General features: G+C 72.5%; 11 protein-coding genes. 6 read left to right on the forward strand and 5 right to left on the reverse strand.

The features are described 5' to 3' along the window. The first annotated feature begins 38 nt into the window (after window positions 1–38). The 4 genes from ACZ6RT_RS17240 (at window position 39) to ACZ6RT_RS17255 (ending at window position 4873) form a co-directional block, all read left to right on the forward strand. Window positions 39–857, forward strand: coding sequence for a glutamate ABC transporter substrate-binding protein (locus tag ACZ6RT_RS17240; RefSeq protein ID WP_399190713.1), 819 nt, complete (start codon window positions 39–41; stop codon window positions 855–857). Window positions 858–914: 57 nt separating this feature from the next. Beyond that, window positions 915–1583, forward strand: coding sequence for an amino acid ABC transporter permease (locus ACZ6RT_RS17245; protein ID WP_399190711.1), 669 nt, complete (start codon window positions 915–917; stop codon window positions 1581–1583). Then, window positions 1580–2515 carry an amino acid ABC transporter permease gene (locus ACZ6RT_RS17250; protein ID WP_470154596.1) on the forward strand — a complete coding sequence of 312 codons (936 nt, stop codon included), beginning with the start codon at window positions 1580–1582 and terminating at the stop codon, window positions 2513–2515. Before ACZ6RT_RS17245 ends, ACZ6RT_RS17250 begins: the two co-directional genes overlap by 4 nt. Window positions 2516–2935: 420 nt before the next feature. Further along, window positions 2936–4873 carry a S9 family peptidase gene (locus tag ACZ6RT_RS17255; protein WP_470154598.1) on the forward strand — a complete coding sequence of 646 codons (1938 nt, stop codon included), beginning with the start codon at window positions 2936–2938 and terminating at the stop codon, window positions 4871–4873. A gap of 399 nt (window positions 4874–5272) precedes the next feature. Here the strand turns inward: ACZ6RT_RS17255 and rny are convergent, their stop codons facing one another. From rny to recA, 3 genes are all read right to left on the reverse strand, one after another. Further along, on the reverse strand, window positions 5273–6835 hold the full coding sequence (rny, locus tag ACZ6RT_RS17260) for a ribonuclease Y (protein ID WP_470154599.1): 1563 nt from the start codon (window positions 6833–6835) through the stop codon (window positions 5273–5275). Between the two features lie 340 nt (window positions 6836–7175). Next, the gene (locus ACZ6RT_RS17265; protein ID WP_470154601.1) at window positions 7176–7805 is read right to left on the reverse strand and encodes a regulatory protein RecX; all 630 of its coding nucleotides are present in this window, start codon (window positions 7803–7805) and stop codon (window positions 7176–7178) included. 611 nt (window positions 7806–8416) lie between these two features. Beyond that, a complete protein-coding gene (recA, locus tag ACZ6RT_RS17270; RefSeq protein ID WP_470154602.1) occupies window positions 8417–9556 on the reverse strand; it encodes a recombinase RecA in 1140 nt (379 codons plus the stop codon). Between the two features lie 540 nt (window positions 9557–10096). Between recA and ACZ6RT_RS17275 the strand changes: the two genes are divergently transcribed. After that, the gene (locus ACZ6RT_RS17275; protein ID WP_399190699.1) at window positions 10097–10381 is read left to right on the forward strand and encodes a hypothetical protein; all 285 of its coding nucleotides are present in this window, start codon (window positions 10097–10099) and stop codon (window positions 10379–10381) included. Window positions 10382–10409: 28 nt separating this feature from the next. On the opposite strand, the gene ACZ6RT_RS17280 is transcribed toward ACZ6RT_RS17275, so the two are convergent. Both ACZ6RT_RS17280 and ACZ6RT_RS17285 read right to left on the reverse strand, forming a co-directional pair. Continuing rightward, window positions 10410–10604 (reverse strand): DUF3046 domain-containing protein, encoded by a 195-nt coding sequence (locus tag ACZ6RT_RS17280; RefSeq protein ID WP_344905084.1) that lies wholly within the window; start codon window positions 10602–10604, stop codon window positions 10410–10412. A 93-nt stretch (window positions 10605–10697) separates the two neighbouring features. Beyond that, entirely contained in the window at window positions 10698–11186 is a 489-nt protein-coding gene (locus ACZ6RT_RS17285) for a VOC family protein (RefSeq protein WP_399190697.1), read from the reverse strand. 686 nt (window positions 11187–11872) lie between these two features. Between ACZ6RT_RS17285 and ACZ6RT_RS17290 the strand changes: the two genes are divergently transcribed. Beyond that, window positions 11873–17236: an Lhr family helicase gene (locus tag ACZ6RT_RS17290; RefSeq protein ID WP_470154604.1), complete on the forward strand. Its 5364-nt coding sequence runs from the start codon at window positions 11873–11875 to the stop codon at window positions 17234–17236. Window positions 17237–17269 lie beyond the last annotated feature (33 nt).

Consider the following 17269-nt stretch of genomic DNA (forward strand, 5'->3'; position numbering starts at 1 on the left):
GGCTCTGCTCAACCCTGATGAAAGACGAGGTAGCAAGAATGCGTGTACGGCGTATTGGAGCCGTGGTGATCGCAGCCGCTGCGGCGATGGCCGGTCTGACCGCGTGCGGCGACAGCGGCGGTGCCAGCGACAAGTTCGTGGTGGGAATCAAGGTCGACCAGCCCGGTCTCGGCCAGAAGCAGCCCGACGGCTCCTTCAAGGGTTTCGACGTCGACGTCGCCCGGTACATCGCCAAGGAACTCGGCTATGCGGCGGACAAGATCGAGTTCAAGGAGGCCATCTCGGCCAACCGTGAGTCCTTCATCCAGCAGGGCCAGGTCAACGCCGTGATCGCGACCTACTCGATCACCGACGACCGCAAGAAGAAGGTCTCCTTCGCCGGTCCGTACCTCGTCACCGGACAGGACATCCTGACCCGCGCCGACGACACCACGATCAACAGTGTCGAGGACCTCAAGGCCAAGAAGGTCTGCGGTGCCCAGGGCTCCTCCTCGCCGAAGCGCCTGGCCGACAAGTTCGGCGCCGAGTGGAAGGCCCAGTACCTCACCGAGCAGCAGGGCTACGGCGCCTGCCTGCCGCTGCTGGAGAACAAGCAGGTCGACGCGATCTCCACGGACGCGACGATCCTGGCCGGCTTCGCCGCCCAGTCCCCCGGCAAGTTCCGCCTCGTCGGCAAGCCCTTCTCCGAGGAGAAGTACGGCATCGGCCTGAAGGTGGACGACAAGGAGACCCGCGACAAGGTCAACACGGCCGTGGAGAAGATGTTCTCCGACGGCAGCTGGAAGAAGGCCGTCGAGGCCAACTTCGGCGAGTTCGGAAAGTTCTTCACCACCCCCCCGGCCGTCGAGCGTTACTGATCGGTCACGTTTCGGCCGGGGCGCGCGTCGCCCCGGCCTGTGGCACTGGAGGGATGAGTGCAGGCACTCTTCGATGAATTCCCGATGATCCGGGACGCTTTCTGGTTGACGATCCGCCTCGCCGTCGCCAGCGGGCTGGTGGCGCTCGTGCTCGGCACCGTCCTGGCCGGGATGCGGGTCAGCCCGCTGCCCATCCTGCGCGGGATCGGCACGGCGTACGTGAACGTCCTGCGCAACACCCCGCTGACCCTGGTCATCGTGTTCTGCGGGCTCGGCCTCGGCCTGGTCCTGAACGTCTCGTTCTCCGAGAGCCTGTCCACCAACTACATGTGGCTCTCCATCATCGGGCTGTCCGCCTACACGGCGGCGTTCGTCTGCGAGGCGATCCGGTCCGGCATCAACACGGTGCCGGTCGGCCAGGCGGAGGCGGCGCGGGCCATCGGGCTCACGTTCGGCCAGAACCTGAGATTGATCGTGCTGCCCCAGGCGTTCCGCGCCGTGATCGCCCCCCTGGGCAGCATCCTGATAGCACTGATCAAGAACACCACGATCGCCGCGGCGATCGGGGTGGGCGAGGCGTCCCTGACGATGAAGACGTTGTTCGAGGCGCACGGCGACGCGGTCGTGCAGATCTTCGCCGGGTTCGCGCTGGGCTTCCTGATCCTGACCCTGCCGACCGGGTTGCTGTTCGGGTGGCTCGCCAAGCGCCTGGCGGTGGTCCGATGACCGCGACCGCCACCGAGCGGCGCCAGGCGCGCAAGCAGGCCGCGAGCTCCGAGCGGGTCAGCGTCCTGTACGACATCCCCGGGCCCAAGGCCCGGACGCGCAACACCGCGCTCACGGTGCTGGTCATCGTGCTCGTGCTGCTCGCGCTGTACTGGATGGTGACCAAGCTCGGCGAGAAGAACCAGCTCAACGCCGACCTGTGGACGCCGTTCCTCCGCGGTGACGTGTGGATCAACCTGATCCTGCCGGGTCTGGTGAACACGCTCAGCGCGGCCCTGGTGGCCGCCGTGATCGCGGTGCCGTTCGGCTTCGTGTTCGGTATCGGCAGGCTCTCCGAGCACGCGTGGATCCGCATCGCGGCCGGTGCGGTGGTCGAGTTCTTCCGGGCCATCCCCCTGCTGATCATGATCTTCGCGGTGATGTTCGGCGGGAGCGCGGTCTTCGGGCTCACCGTGACGCCGTTCGCCGCCGTGGTGGTCGGCCTCGTCCTGTACAACGGCTCGGTGCTGGCGGAGATCGTACGCGCCGGCATCCTGTCCATCCCCCGGGGACAGAGCGAGGCCGCGCTGGCGATCGGCCTGCGCCGCAGCCAGGTGATGCGGATGATCCTGCTGCCGCAGGCGGTCACGGCCATGATGCCGGCGATCGTCGCCCAGCTGGTGGTGCTCCTGAAGGACACCGCCCTGGGCTTCATCGTGGCGTTCGAGGACCTGCTGAACGCGGGGGCGCGCGTGCTGCCCTCCAACTTCAACAACATCATCCCCGCGGTGATCGTCATCGCGATCATCTACATCATCATCAACGTGGCGGTGGGCGCCATCGCCACCTGGCTGGAGAAGCGGAGCCGGCGCAGCCGGAAGTCGATCGTCCAGCCGGTCGCGCCCCCCGACGCGTCCACCGTGGCCGAGCCGGTGAGGACCCCCGCCCCCTAGCGGGGCAGGGCTCCCTGGCGGAGCGGGAAGCACGACGCGAGGGGGCGGTCACCGGATCCGGGTGGCCGCCCCCTCGCGCATGAGGCGCTCACGCGTGTGACCGTCGTCGACGGTCGTGCATGAGGCGCTCGCGCATGTGACACGTCGTGTGGCGGTCGCGCGTGACGCCTCGCGATGCGACGGTCACGAGCGCGACGGTCACGCGTGGACGGTCGCCGCGCGTTCCGGGACGGGACGCGGCGGACCCGGTGGTTCCTCGGAACGCACACTTCCTGCCGGTGTACGGATGTTCCGGGCCGATCACCCCAACCCCTTCATCCCCGCCCATCTCTCCCGCGGCGCCGGTCATCGGCGACACCTGGGGCGGGACGCGGACGTGATACCGGCGACACGCGGCCGGTTATCGGGCAGGATGTCGCCATGTCCCCCGAGCAGGTCGTCCTGCCGTACGCCACCTGGCCCTCGCCGGTCTCCACCTCCGACGTCGCACGCTCCGGTCTGCGCCTCGGATTTCCGACGGTGCTCGGCGAGGAGGTCTGGTGGACCGAAGACCGTCCCGCCGAGGGCGGGCGGACCACCATCGTGCACCGGGACGCCGGCGGTGTGCGGCGCGAGCTGCTGAGCGCCCCGTGGAGCGCCAGGACCCGGGTCCACGAGTACGGCGGGCGGTCGTACGCGGTGGTGCCCGGCCAGGGCGTGGTGTTCGCGAACTTCACCGACCAGCGGCTCTACCTGCTGCCCACCGGCGGCGAGCCCCGGCCGCTCACCCCCGAGCCCGAGCGGCCCTCGGCGCTGCGCTACGCCGACCTGGTCGTCCACGACGGGCAGGTCTGGTGCGTCCGGGAGCGGCACGACGGCGACCGGGTGAGCCGGTCCATCGTTTCCGTCCCGCTGACCGGCCCGGCCGGCGGCTCGACCAGCGACCCGGCCGGCGGCTCACCGATCGGCTCGGGGACCGGTGGGGACGAGCCCCGCGAGTGGATCACCGGGCACGACTTCTACGCCTTCCCCACGCTCTCCCCCGACGGCGAGCACCTGGCCTTCGTCTGCTGGGACCATCCCCGGATGCCGTGGAACGGCACCGAGCTGCGGGTCTGCCGGCTGGCCGACGGCACCTGCTGGACGGTGACGGGTGGCCCCGAGGAGTCGGTGCTCGCCCCGTACTGGCGTGACGAGCGGAACCTCTACCTGATCTCCGACTCCTCGGGCTGGTGGAACCTCTACCTGGCCGAGATCCACGGTGGAAGGCCCCGGCCGCTCCACCGCGCCGACCAGGAGTTCGCGGGCCCGCTCTGGCAGCTCGGCGCCATGCCGTACGCGCCGCTGGCCGACGGGAGCCTCGCGATCCTGCACGGACGGGGTGACCTGCGGCTGGGCGTCCTGGACCCGGTCGGCGGGACGCTGACGGACTTGGACGTGCCCTACGACGGCTGGGACGCGGTGCTGGCCACCGACGGGCGGGCCGTGGTCGGCATCGGGTACGGCCCGGCGCTGCCCCGGGCGATCGTCCGGGTCGACACCTCGACCGGACAGACCCAGGAGCTCCGCCGCGACGCCGGTGAGACACCCGCTCCGGCCTACCTGCCCTCCGTCCGGGCCGTGGAGATCCCGGGCCGGTTCGGGCGGGAGGCGCACGCGTTCCTCTATCCTCCGGCCAACCCCCAGGCGCGCGGCGAGGGCCCCGCCCCGTACATCGTGTTCGTGCACGGCGGGCCGACCGGGCACAGCATGGGCGCGCTCGACCTGGAGAAGGTGTTCTTCACCAGCCGGGGCATCGGCGTGCTCGACCTCAACTACGGCGGTTCCACCGGTTACGGCCGCGCCTACCGCGAACGGCTGCGCGGGCAGTGGGGTGTGGTGGACGTCGAGGACTCGATCGCCGCGGCCGAGTGGCTGGCCGGTGAGGGACTGGCCGACCCGGCGCGGATCGCGATCCGGGGTGGCAGCGCGGGCGGCTGGACGGTGATGGCCGCCTGCTGCGGGTCCGACGCGTTCGCCGGCGGCGTCTCCTACTACGGGGTCAGCTCGCTCGCCGCGTTCAGCGCGACCACCCACGACTTCGAGTCGCGTTACGTCGACTGGCTCATCGGGCCGCAGGACCCGGTCCTGTACGCCTCGCGCGAGCCCCTCGCCCTGGTGGCCGGGGTGAGCTGCCCCATGCTGCTGATGCAGGGCCTGTCGGACCCGGTCGTCCCCCCGGAGCAGTCACAGGCCTTCGCCGACGCGCTGGCCGAGCGCGGTGTCCCGTGCACGTACCTGACGTTCGAGGGCGAGGCGCACGGTTTCCGCCGCGCCGAGACCCGCAGTGCGGCCCTGGCCACCGAGCTCGCCTTCTACCAGCAGATCTTCCACGTCTGAGGGCGACCGGGCACAGGCCCGCGGATCCCGGTACGGCGCCCCGCGCACCGCCCCCCGCACGGCGACCCACTTCCCCGCGCCCCCGCACGGCGACCCGTTCCCCGTGCACCCGACCCGTCGACCGGACGGTTCGCGGACGACCGTGACGCGGGCCCCGAAGCCGTACGCCACCGCCCGCCGGGTCGGCCCGGGCATCGCCCGGCCGGTCGGTCCCGGGGCGGGCGAGACGGGCGGCTCCCGGCCCGTACCCGAGGGAGGCTTGTTCCCGGCCCGCGCCCGGGAAAGGGCTGCTCGACCCGCACCCGGTGGAGAACTGCTCTCGGCTCGCGCCCGGTGGACGGCCGGGACACGGATCGGCGGTGTCGCGAAGGCGGTGTCGCGAAGGCCGGCCAGGCGGGGTCAGCGGGCGAACTCGGTGGCCCGTGACTCGCGGACGACCGTGATGCGGATCTGGCCGGGGTAGGTGAGCTCCTCCTCGACCTGCTTGGCGACGTCGCGGGCGATCACCTGGGCCTGGATGTCGTCGACCGCGTCGGGCTTCACCATGACCCTGATCTCACGACCGGCCTGCATCGCGAAGACCTTCTCGACGCCCTCGTAGGAGGTCGCGATCTCCTCCAGCCTCTCCAGCCGCTTGACGTAGGCCTCCAGCGACTCCCGGCGGGCGCCCGGCCTGCTCCCGCTGATCGCGTCGGCGGCCTGGGTGAGGACGGCCTCGACGGTCTTGACCTCGACCTCGTTGTGGTGGGCCTCGATGGCGTGCACGACGTCCTCGTGCTCCCCGTACCGCCTGGCGATCTCGGCGCCGATCAGGGCGTGGCTGCCCTCGACCTCGTGGGTGAGGGCCTTGCCGATGTCGTGCAGGAGGGTGCAGCGCTTGAGCAGCGTGGTGTCGAGCCGCAGCTCGGCCGCCATGATCCCGGCGATGTGCGCGGACTCGATGAGGTGGCCGAGGACGTTCTGCCCGTAGGAGGTGCGGTAGCGGAGCTGGCCGAGGAGGGTCACCAGCTCGGGATGCATGTCGGTGATGCCGAGCTCCACCAGGGCGTCCTCACCGGCGCGCACGCAGAGCTCCTGGACCTCGGCCTTGCTGCGCTCGTGCGCCTCCTCGATGCGCTGGGGGTGGATGCGGCCGTCGAGGACGAGCTTCTCGAGGGTGAGCCGCGCGGTCTCGCGGCGTACCGGGTCGAAGCAGGAGAGCAGCACGGCTTCCGGCGTGTCGTCGATGATCAGATTGACGCCCGTGGTCGACTCGAAGGCGCGGATGTTACGGCCCTCACGGCCGATGATGCGGCCCTTCATCTCGTCACCCGGCAGGTGCAGGACGCTCACCACGGACTCGGCGGTCTGCTCGGTGGCCACCCGCTGGACCGCCAGAGTGACGATCTTGGTGGCCCGCTTCTCGCCCTCCCTGCGGGCCTCCCCCTCGATCTCCCTGACGATCAGCGCGGCCTCGCGCTTCGCCTGGTTCTCGATCTCCCGAACCAGTTCGGCCCTGGCCTGCTCGCCGGTGAGCCCGGCCACCCGCTCCAGGACGGCCCTGCGTTCCTCGGCGACCCTTTCGAGGTCCTCACGCCGGTCGGCCAGCTCGGTCTCGGTCTCGGCGAGCTTGCGGGCCCGCTCGGCCTGCCGCCTGGCCTCCTCGTCGAGGCGCTGCTCCCGCTCGGCCAGCCGGTTCTCCCGGCGTTCGAGGTCGGCCCGGAGCTCCTTGAGCTCGTACTTCAGGACCTTGCCCTCGGCCTCGGCCTCCTTGCGCATCTCGGCCGCGGCCTCGACCGCCATCTCCGACCTGCGCAGCAGCTCTCCGGCGTCGTTCTCGGCCTTGGCCCGGATCCCGGCGGCCTGACGCCTGGCCTCCTCCAGCTCGGCCTCGACCTCGGCCTCCTGCTCGGGGGTGGGACGCTTCGGCGCGGCCCCGGCTCCACCGATGCGACGCAGCAACACGACAAGCACGGCTGTCATCACGGCAAGAGCCACAACCGCCACCGTCAACATGACGACCACGACCGGATCCATGCGCGCCTCACCTTCCTCGCGTCGCAAATATCAGGCACACGAGGCGTCACACGCACGGCACGGAAAGCTCAAGCCTCGGCGCCATCGAAACGACGATGAACCCGCGGAGAAACGGCACCCGGTTTTTCCCACCGGTTCCGTCGTCGCGTTCCCATCCGCCAAGCCTGCTCGTCCGTAATAAACCGCTATGACAATCCGTACTGCACGGAGTAACTCCTCACTGCGTTGAGATTAAGCGTCAGAGAGGTAACGAGCAAGCAAAGACAGGCTGTCAAGGCGCTTTGAACTAATCGAGGGGATAGTCCGGGTCCTCCGGGAACGAGGACGCCTCCGTCTCCGCCTCCTCCAGCACTTCGCGGATCACGCGGAACGCCAGCCCGGGACCGTACCCTTTTCGGGCGAGCATCCCCGCCAGCCTGCGGGTCCTCACCGCGGGCTCCAGGGAGCGCGTGGAGGAGAGCTTGCGCCGCACCAGGGCGCGGGCGGTCTCGGCCTCCTGCTCGGGGTCGAGCTGCTCCACCGCGTCCTTCACGGTCTCCTCGTCCACGCCCCGGTGGCGGAGCTCGGAGGCGAGCGCCTTGCGGGCCAGGCCGCGACCGGCATGGCGCGAACTCACCCAGGCCGCGGCGAACGCCTCGTCGTCGATGAGCCCGACCTCGGAGAAGCGGTCCAGCACGGCGTCCGCCGCCTCCTGGGGCACCTCACGCTTGCGCAGCGCCTCCGCGAGCTGTGCCCGGGTACGCGGCGCCATGGTCAGCAGCCGCAGGCAGATCCCCCGTGCCACCGCCTGCGGATCGGCGTCGGCCCTGCGGCTCGCCGGCGTCCTGCCGCCGAATCCCGCGGAGCCCGAACCCCAGGCGCCCGAACCCCCCGGGCCCGAACCAGCGGCACCCGGAAGCAGGTCGTCCGGACCCACCGCGCCCCATCCGGTGGCACCGGATCCACCGGTCGCGTCATCGCCCGCCCCACCGGCCTCACGAGCCGAGGTGTCCGGGAAAAGCCCCGAGGATCGGCCTCCCGAGGAGCGTCGTCCGCCCCACCCTCCGCCGCCCCGCCGGCCTTTTCCCCCACCGGTACGCTCACCGTCGCGTTCACCACGGCGCGAGGCACCGCGTGAACCGCGACGTTTCCCGCCCGACGAGCCGTTCTCGGAATCGCCGAAACCGCTGTCTCCTCCGAACATGGCCGGAGAAGGAGGAGAATCGGCCTCCCATCCGCTCGGGGAGGCGTCCGAGCCGTCCTGCCGATCGGTCTCCGAGCCGGACGAACCGGCCCGTCGCCCGCGCCCGGAGGCGGACGAGCCGCCGCCACGGCGCCCTCCCGGACGCCCCGGGCGTCCCGGGCGTCCTGAGGCGGACGGGTCACCGTCCCAGAGGTTCTCGGACGCGGGCGGGTCGCCGTCCCGCCCGCGTCCGCTCCCGGGCGACGAGTCGTCCCGGGTCACGTCGGGCCAGGCTCCCCAGTCTCTCGGCCCGGCCGCGTCGGCCGGACCGGAGTCAGGTCCCGTCGTCATCGGTCAGGCCCGGGTCAGGCGTCACCCGGCTTGGGGGCGGCGGCTGCCTTGGCCCCCCTGCCGGCTCCGGCCGCGACCGGGGTCGGAGCGGCACTCCGGCCGGAGGGAGCCGAAGCCGGAGCGGCGGCGGCCGGCGCCGGAGTCGCCGGGCTGTCGACGCGCGGGCCGACACCGAGCTTCTCCTTGATCTTCTTCTCGATCTCGTTGGACATGTCGGGGTGGGTCTTGAGGAAGTTCCGGGCGTTCTCCTTGCCCTGACCGAGCTGGTCACCCTCGTAGGTGTACCAAGCGCCGGACTTCCGGACGAAACCGTGCTCGACGCCCATGTCGATCAGGCCACCCTCGCGGGAGATGCCGACGCCGTACAGGATGTCGAAGTCGGCCACCCGGAAGGGCGGGGCCATCTTGTTCTTGACGACCTTCACCCGGGTGCGGTTGCCGACCGCCTCGGTGCCGTCCTTGAGCGTCTCGATGCGGCGGATGTCGAGACGGACCGAGGCGTAGAACTTCAGCGCCTTTCCACCGGTCGTGGTCTCGGGCGAGCCGAACATGACGCCGATCTTCTCGCGGAGCTGGTTGATGAAGATCGCGGTGGTGCCGGTGTTGTTGAGCGCGCCGGCGACCTTGCGCAGCGCCTGGGACATCAGGCGGGCCTGGAGGCCGACGTGGCTGTCGCCCATCTCGCCCTCGATCTCGGCCTTGGGCACCAGGGCCGCGACCGAGTCGATGACCAGCAGGTCGACGGCGCCGGACCGGATCAGCATGTCGGCGATCTCCAGCGCCTGCTCACCCGTGTCGGGCTGGGAGACGAGGAGAGCGTCGGTGTCGACGCCCAGCTTCTGGGCGTACTCCGGGTCGAGCGCGTGCTCGGCGTCGATGAACGCGGCGATGCCGCCGGCGCGCTGGGCGTTGGCCACCGCGTGCAGGGCGACGGTGGTCTTTCCCGAGGACTCGGGACCGTAGACCTCGACGATGCGGCCGCGCGGGAAGCCGCCGATGCCGAGGGCCACGTCCAGCGCGATGGAGCCGGTGGGGATCACCTCGATGGGCGCCCGGGTCTCGTCGCCCAGGCGCATGATGGAGCCCTTGCCGAACTGCCGCTCGATCTGAGCGAGCGCGGTCTCGAGCGCCTTCTCGCGGTCGTTAGCTGCCATGGGAGCCCCCCTGGAGGGTCGCGGGTTGGATCGGTTGCCAGCAAGCTACGGGGTGCCGCCGACAATTTCGGGAGGGCACGCCAGGAGTCTCGGCCTGTTCAATATAGCCGAACGATTGTTCGATCGCTGCCCGTCGGCAACACGCGTCGCGGAAGCCCCGGTACGCCCCGCGGCGGCCGTCGCGGGAAGCCCTGGACGACGGTTCGCGGCGGGCGCGGGACCCGCCGGACCGCTGTCCGTCGGGGCGACGTCCATCGGACCGGTGTCCGCAGGAGGGGGCCGAATCCCGGCCCCCGCCGTCGGCGTCCCCGCGGACGACGCCCCTCCTCCCGGTGGGAGCGGCATGGGCCCTCCCCGTACGTCCCGGGTCGTCTCCGGGCCCGGTGCCCGGGTAGCCGGACCTCGCCGTCAGGGTCTCACCGTCCCGACGGGGAGCGCCGCGCCCCCTCCTGGCGGAGACATTCACGGGAATTGCCATGGCCTTGTTGTCACCGGGCTGACCTGGAGTGATCCTGAGAGAAACGATCCGAGGTGCCCGACGTGCCCGACGCGTTCACGCAGCAACGCCTAGTCCATCTCGACTCCCTGGCCGCCGAGCTCAGGCGGCGAGGGCTGGCGAGCCGCACCCTGGGTGGCGCCACCCCGGTGCTGTGGGTGTGGCATCCGGACAACGGCAGGCAGACGATCGTCTTCGCCACCCCCGCCAGGGACGGCTGGCTGTTCGTGTGGTCGCCGGACGGTCAGCAGAGCGCCGACGACCCCTCGCGCACGGCCGAGGCGGTGGGAAGGCTTCTGGGCCCGCCCGCGGGGCCGGATGCGTCCTGAACGGGACCGGCACCCCGCCGGGCCCCCGTCAGCGCAGGCGCGGGGAGACGTCGGTGACCCCGCACACGGCGTGCCAGACCTCCTTGGCCCCGACACCCTCGGCCAGCGCCTGGATCACGGTCCGGCCCCCCAGGTCGGCGATGATGTAGTCCTGGGCCCACGACTCGGCGTACTGGTCACCGAAGTGCAGCTTCATCCGCTTCCAGAAATCCGACAGGCGCATGCCCCCAAGTATGCGTCCGGGCCGGGGATGCCGGGTCCCGTACCGGCGCGCCGGCGATGGGCACGGGCGCGGTCCGGCGCGGCGGGACCGGGCTCAGAGCACGCGGGAGCCGTACATCTCCCCCAGCGGGTCGGCGAGCAGTTCCAGCCGCGCCCCGTCGGGGTCGGCGAAGTAGACGGAGGCGCCGCTCTCGACCTGGTGCGGTACGCCCTCCGCCTCCAGCTTGCCGCACAGGCGTTCCCAGGTGGAGGGGTCCACCGAGATGGCGATGTGGTGGAGCCCGCCGAGAACCTCCCGGTAGGGCCCCAGGTCCAGGCCGGGAAAGTCGAAGAAGGCCAGGAGGTTGCCGTTGCCGATGTCGAAGAAGAAGTGGTTCGAGCCCGGGTAGTCACGGTTCTCGATGATCTCCGTGAGCGGGAACTCCAGGAGCTCCTGGTAGAACGCGATGGTCGCCTCGACGTCGGAGGAGATCAGCGCGAAGTGGTGCAGCCCCCTCGCGCTGCTCGGCGGCCGGTGCGCCCTGAGGTGCTCCGCCTTGATCCGCTCGCGTGCCGCCCGGACGGCCTGATGGTCGATGCTCACCGCTAGCTCACCACTCAATGCGTTGTACGTCCGTCAGGGTCATGTCCGTGACGACAGGGGGCCAACCTATCCCGGACGCCACGCGACCGGGACGACACCTCGGCCGGCGGACGGGATCAGGACGGTGCCTCGGCCGGCGGACGGGATCGGGACGGCGAACCGGCACGGGCACGGGCATCGCGGAGCCCGTACGGGTGTCACGGGACGCCGGGAGAGCCCGCCGCGCTCCCCCGCCGGGGTTGCCGGGCTTCACCGGGTCTCCGCGGGACGGGACCGCAGGAGCCCACGAGAGGCGCGCCGGAGACCCACCGGGATCCGCCGGGATTCGTCGCGAGCCCGGATCCGTCGCGAGCCCGCCGGGATCCGCCGAGGACGTACCGGGGGCCTGCCGGGGCTTCTTCAGGACCGGTCGGGACCAGTCGGGATTCGCGGGAACTCGGGGGACCTCGGGGGACCTCGGGGGACCTCGGGGGACCTCGAGGGGTCCGGGCCTCCGGGGATCCGCCGAGGTCCGGTGCGGCCTCACGGTGGGTCCATCGGATCGTGGCGTCCCTGCCCGCAGGTCGCGGACCGGCCCGCCGGCCACCTTTCCGGCCTGGTCGGCGGGGACGGATTCTGTCGGTGGGGCCGGGCAGTATGGATGACGGACCCGGCAGGTCGGCCGAGCCGGAGCTAGGGGGCAGTCGATGAGCGAGACCAGCGGGACGGACGGGGCGCTCGGGCGCTTCACCCCGATGACCAGGGAGTGGTTCACCGGGGCGTTCGCCGCGCCGACAGCCGCCCAGGAGGGGGCCTGGTCGGCGATCGCCCGGGGCGACAACACCCTGGTGGTCGCGCCGACCGGTTCCGGCAAGACGTTGGCCGCGTTCCTGTGGTCTCTCGACCGGCTGGCGGCCGAGCACTCGGCCACCGACGCCGGGCAGGCCGCCGCACGGACGGGTGACGGGCGGCCCCTCACCGGCAAGGTCGGCACCGGGCGGACGGGTGACGGGACCGCCGGTGACCCCACCGGTGGCGAGCGGGCGAGCGGCGTAAGGGCCGGTGGCGGGCGGCGCCCGCGCGGGGACGGCGAGCCTCCCAGGCTCTGCCGGGTCCTGTACGTGTCCCCGCTCAAGGCCCTCGCGGTCGACGTCGAGCGCAACCTCAGGGCGCCGCTGGCCGGGCTGGAGCAGACCGCGCGGAGGCTCGGTCTCCCGGTGCCGCGGATCTCGGTGTCGATCCGCTCCGGGGACACCCCGGCCGAGGAGCGGCGCCGGTTCGCGACCAAACCGTCCGACATCCTGATCACCACCCCCGAGTCGCTGTTCCTGCTGCTCACCAGCCAGGCTCGCGAGGCACTGCGCGGCGTGGAGACGGTCATCGTCGACGAGGTGCACGCGGTGGCGGCGACCAAGCGCGGCGCGCACCTGGCCCTCAGCCTGGAGCGGCTCGACGCCCTGCTCGAACGGCCCGCGCAGCGCATCGGCCTGTCGGCGACCGTGCGGCCGGTGAGCGAGGTGGCCGCCTTCCTGGGCGGTTCACGCCCGGCGACCGTGGTCCAGCCGCCCTCCGAGAAGCGGATCGAGGTCGAGGTGGTCGTCCCGATCGAGGACATGACCGAGCTCGACACCGCCCCCGCCCCACCACCCCAGGACGATGACCGCTGGCTGACCGAGACCCCCGCCAGGCGGTCGATCTGGCCGCACGTGGAGGAGCGGCTCCTCGACCTGATCGGAGCCCACCGCTCCACGATCGTGTTCGCCAACTCGCGCAGACTGGCCGAGCGGCTCTGCACCCGCCTCAACGAGCTGGCGTGGGAGCGACGGTCCGAGGGCACGGAAGGGGCCGCAGAGGACGCCGGGCAGGACCACACCGACCGGACCGGCCCCGGAGGAACCGGACCCGGAGGGGTCGGCTCCGGACGGGCCGGTCACGATCGGTCCGATCCCGAAGAGGCGGATCACACAAAGGCGGGCGGGACGGCGAGGCGGGCGCGTCCGGCCGCGGGGTCCCCTCCGGCGTCCACCTCCACCCCGGCGGCCATGATGGCGCAGGCAGGAGCGGCCAAGGGGGTCGTCCCGGAGATCGTCCGGGCTCACCACGGGTCGGTGTCGAAGGAGGAGCGCTCGCAGATCGAGGAGGCGCTCAAGTCCGGCCGGCTGCCCGCCGTGGTCGCGACCTCCAGCCTGGAGCTCGGCATCGACATGGGGGCGGTGGACCTGGTGGCCTGCGTGGGGGCCCCGCCGAGCGTGGCGAGCGGCCTGCAGCGGATCGGCCGGGCCGGGCACCAGGTGGGAGCCGTCTCACGCGGTGTGATCTTCCCCAAGTACCGGGGCGATCTGGTCCAGACGGCCGTGGTGGCCGAGCGGATGCGAAGCGGCGAGATCGAGGACCTCCGCTATCCGCGCAACCCGCTCGACGTCCTCGCCCAGCAGATCGTGGCGATGACCGCGCTGGACGAGTGGACGGTCGACGAGCTCGAGGAGGTCGTGCGCCGGGCCGCCCCCTACCGGACGCTGCCCAGGAGCGCGCTGGAGGCCACGCTCGACATGCTCGCGGGGCGCTACCCGAGCGAGGAGTTCGCCGAGCTGCGCCCGCGCATCGTCTGGGACAGGGTGACCGGCACCCTGCGGGGCCGTCCGGGGGCTCAGCGCCTGGCGGTCACCAACGGCGGCACGATCCCCGACCGCGGCCTGTTCGGTGTCTTCCTGGTCGGGGAGAAGTCCTCCCGGGTGGGCGAGCTGGACGAGGAGATGGTCTACGAGTCGCGCGCCGGGGACGTGTTCGTGCTGGGCGCGACCTCCTGGCGGATCGAGGAGATCACCGCCGACCGGGTGCTGGTCACGCCCGCTCCGGGACAGCCCGGCAAGCTCCCGTTCTGGCACGGTGACACCGCGGGCCGCCCGGCCGAGCTGGGCAGGGCCATCGGCGCGTTCCTCCGCGAGATGTCGACGGCGGGCGCGGACACGGCGGGCACCACGGGCACGGGCACAGCAGGCGCGAGCACCTCGGGCACGGGCACCTCGGGCACGGGCACCTCGGGCACGGGCACCGCGGGCTCCGGCACCGCGGGCTCCGGCACCGGAACCAAGACCGGGACCAGGACGAGCGGTGCGGCGGACGGCGCCACGGGTGGCGCGACGAGCATGGTGACGGGTGCCACGACGGACCCTGCCGAAGACGACGCCTCGACGGATCCCGCAGTCGGCACCGCGACCGGCACCACGACCGGCGGCGCGGCCACCACGGCCACCACGGCCACCACGGCCACCGCCGCGACGGGCGCCACCGCCGCGACCACCGCCGCGAGCACCGTCAAGGGCGGCTCCGGGAAGGCGCGGGCGGGGAAGCGCGGCGCCGAGGACCTCACCCGGGACGATGCCCTGGGCAGGATCAGGGCGGCGGGGCTGGACGAGTTCGCCGCGGCCAACCTGCTCGCCTACCTGGCCGAGCAGCGGCAGGCCACGGGGTACGTGCCCGACGACCGGACGCTGGTGGTCGAGCGGTTCCACGACGAGCTGGGTGACTGGCGGGTGGTGGTCCACTCCCCGTACGGGGCGCGGGTGCACGCGCCGTGGGCGCTGGCGATCGGGCGGAGGCTGCGCGAGCGTTACGGCGTCGACGTGCAGGCGGTGCACTCCGACGACGGGATCGTGCTGCGCATCCCCGACGCGCTCTCCGATCCCCCCTCGGACATCGCGATCTTCGACGCGGACGAGATCGAGCGGATCGTCACCGAGGAGCTGGGCGGCTCGGCGCTGTTCGCGGCGCGGTTCCGCGAGTGCGCCGGGCGCTCCCTGCTGCTGCCGCGTCGTACGCCGGGCAGGCGGTCGCCGCTCTGGCAGCAGCGGCAGCGCGCGTCCCACCTGCTCGGGGTGGCCGGCCGGTACGGGTCGTTCCCGGTGGTGCTGGAGACGATGCGCGAGTGCCTCCAGGACGTCTTCGACGTGCCGGGGCTGGTCCGGCTGATGCGCGACGTCGAGGCGCGGCGGATCCGGCTGGTGGAGGTCGAGACCGAGAAGGCCTCCCCGTTCGCCGCGTCGCTGCTGTTCAACTACATCGGCGCGTTCATGTACGAGGGGGACGCCCCGCTGGCCGAGCGTCGCGCCCAGGCGCTCGCGCTCGACACGAGCCTGCTGGCCGAGCTGCTGGGCCAGGCGGACCTGCGTGAGCTGCTCGACCCCGATGTGATCGCCGACACCGAACGGGAGCTGGCCCGGCTGGATCGCCCGCTGCGCGACGCAGAGGACCTGGCCGACCTGCTCCGCTCCCACGGGCCCCTGCTGGCCGAGGACGTGAGCGTGCGCGAGGGCGACCCCGCGTGGCTGGCCGAGCTGGAGGGCTCCCGCCGGGCGATCAGGGTGCGGGTGGCCGGGCAGGAGCGGTGGGCCGCGATCGAGGACGCGGCCCGGCTGCGCGACGCGCTCGGTGTGCCGCTGCCGGTGGGGGTGCCGCACGCCTTCCTGGAGCCGGTCGACGACCCGCTGGGCGACCTGCTCGCCCGGCACGCCCGCACCCGCGCCTCCTTCCCGGCGAGCACGGCGGCGACCCGGTTCGGCCTCGGCCCGGCGGTCGTCGTCGACGCGCTGCGCAGGCTGGCCGCCTCCGGGCGGGTGGTGAGCGGGGAGTTCCGGCCGGGTGGCCGGGGCGAGGAGTGGTGCGACGCCGGGGTGCTGCGGACGCTGCGCCGCAGGTCGCTGGCCAGGCTCCGCAAGGAGGTGGAGCCGGTTCCGGCGGAGACGCTGGCCGCCTTCTCCCCCGCCTGGCACGGCATCACCGGCTCCCCGCAGCGCGGCAGGCCGCCGATCGACGCGCTGGTGGGCGCGATCGAGCAGTTGCAGGGCGCGGCGGTACCCGCGTCGGCGCTGGAGACACTGATCCTGCCCGCGCGGGTGCCCGGCTACGATCCGTCGCTGCTGGACGAGCTGACCGCCTCCGGCGAGGTGATCTGGGCCGGGCAGGGGTCCCTGCCGGGCGGTGACGGGTGGGTGTCGCTCTACTTCGCCGACACCGCGCCGCTGCTGATGCCCGCTCCGGCCGACATCACGCTGACCCCGGTGCACGAGGCCGTGCTGGAGGTGCTGGGCGGCGGGGGCGCGCTGTTCTTCCGCGAGCTGACCAACCGGGTCGGCACGCTGCTCGACGGTTCCGTGCCGGACGACCGGACGCTCTCGGCCGCCGTGTGGGACCTGGTGTGGTCGGGCCGGATCACCGGGGACACCCTGGCCCCGCTGCGGTCCACGCTCGGGACGGGGCGTCCTGCGCATCGCCCGGCCCCGACCCGGCGCAGGCGCGCGGTGCTGCCGACCAGGAGCGGCCCGCCCACGGTGAGCGGGCGCTGGTGGGCACTGCCCGATCTCTCGCCGGAGAGCACCCAGCGTGCCCACGCCCAGGCGGAGGTGCTGCTGGAACGGCACGGTGTGGTGACCAGGGGCGCGGTGACGGCCGAGCGGCTGCCGGGTGGCTTCGCCGCCGTCTACCAGGTTCTCCGCGCCTTCGAGGAGAGCGGCAGGTGCCGCAGGGGGTACTTCGTGGAGGGTCTGGGCGGCGCCCAGTTCGCCCTTCCCGGTGCCGTGGACCGGATGCGCGCCGCCTCTCCCTCCGAGCAGCGGGGCCCGGCACCCGAGTCCGAGCCGTGGGGCGCGGCCCCGGCACCCGCCCCGTGGGAGACGCGGAGACCGGAGCGGCGGCACGCAGGGGACGTCCGGCGGGCGGTGGTGCTGGCGGCGGCCGATCCCGCCAACCCCTACGGGGCGGCCCTGGCGTGGCCGGCCCGGCCCGAGCAGGCGTCCCACAAGCCGGGCAGGAAGGCCGGGTCCCTGGTCGTGCTCGTCGACGGGCACCTGATCCTCTACGTCGAGCGCGGCGGCAAGACCCTGCTCTCCTTCTCCGCCGACGACCGCCTGCAACCGGCCGTGGACGCCCTCGCGCTCGCGGTGCGCGACGGCGCTCTCGGGAAGCTGACCGTCGAGCGCGCGGACGGCACCGCCATCAACGACTCCCCGCTGGGCGCGGCCCTGGAGTCGGCGGGCTTCCATCCGACCCCCAGGGGGCTGCGCCTTCGGGCATAGGGGGCAGGTGGTCACGGGACCACCTGCCCTCCC

The sequence above is a fragment of the Streptosporangium sp. NPDC050148 genome, assembly GCF_055586505.1.

What these genes read in the sequence shown, in the direction of transcription:
- ACZ6RT_RS17240 (WP_399190713.1), top strand. Translation starts at nt 39, where the DNA reads ATGCGTGTACGGCGTATTGGAGCCGTGGTGATCGCAGCCGCTGCGGCG.
- ACZ6RT_RS17250 (WP_470154596.1), top strand. Translation starts at nt 1,580, where the DNA reads ATGACCGCGACCGCCACCGAGCGGCGCCAGGCGCGCAAGCAGGCCGCG.
- ACZ6RT_RS17255 (WP_470154598.1), top strand. Translation starts at nt 2,936, where the DNA reads ATGTCCCCCGAGCAGGTCGTCCTGCCGTACGCCACCTGGCCCTCGCCG.
- rny (WP_470154599.1), bottom strand. Translation starts at nt 6,835, where the DNA reads ATGACAGCCGTGCTTGTCGTGTTGCTGCGTCGCATCGGTGGAGCCGGG.
- recA (WP_470154602.1), bottom strand. Translation starts at nt 9,556, where the DNA reads ATGGCAGCTAACGACCGCGAGAAGGCGCTCGAGACCGCGCTCGCTCAG.
- ACZ6RT_RS17280 (WP_344905084.1), bottom strand. Translation starts at nt 10,604, where the DNA reads ATGCGCCTGTCGGATTTCTGGAAGCGGATGAAGCTGCACTTCGGTGAC.
- ACZ6RT_RS17290 (WP_470154604.1), top strand. Translation starts at nt 11,873, where the DNA reads ATGAGCGAGACCAGCGGGACGGACGGGGCGCTCGGGCGCTTCACCCCG.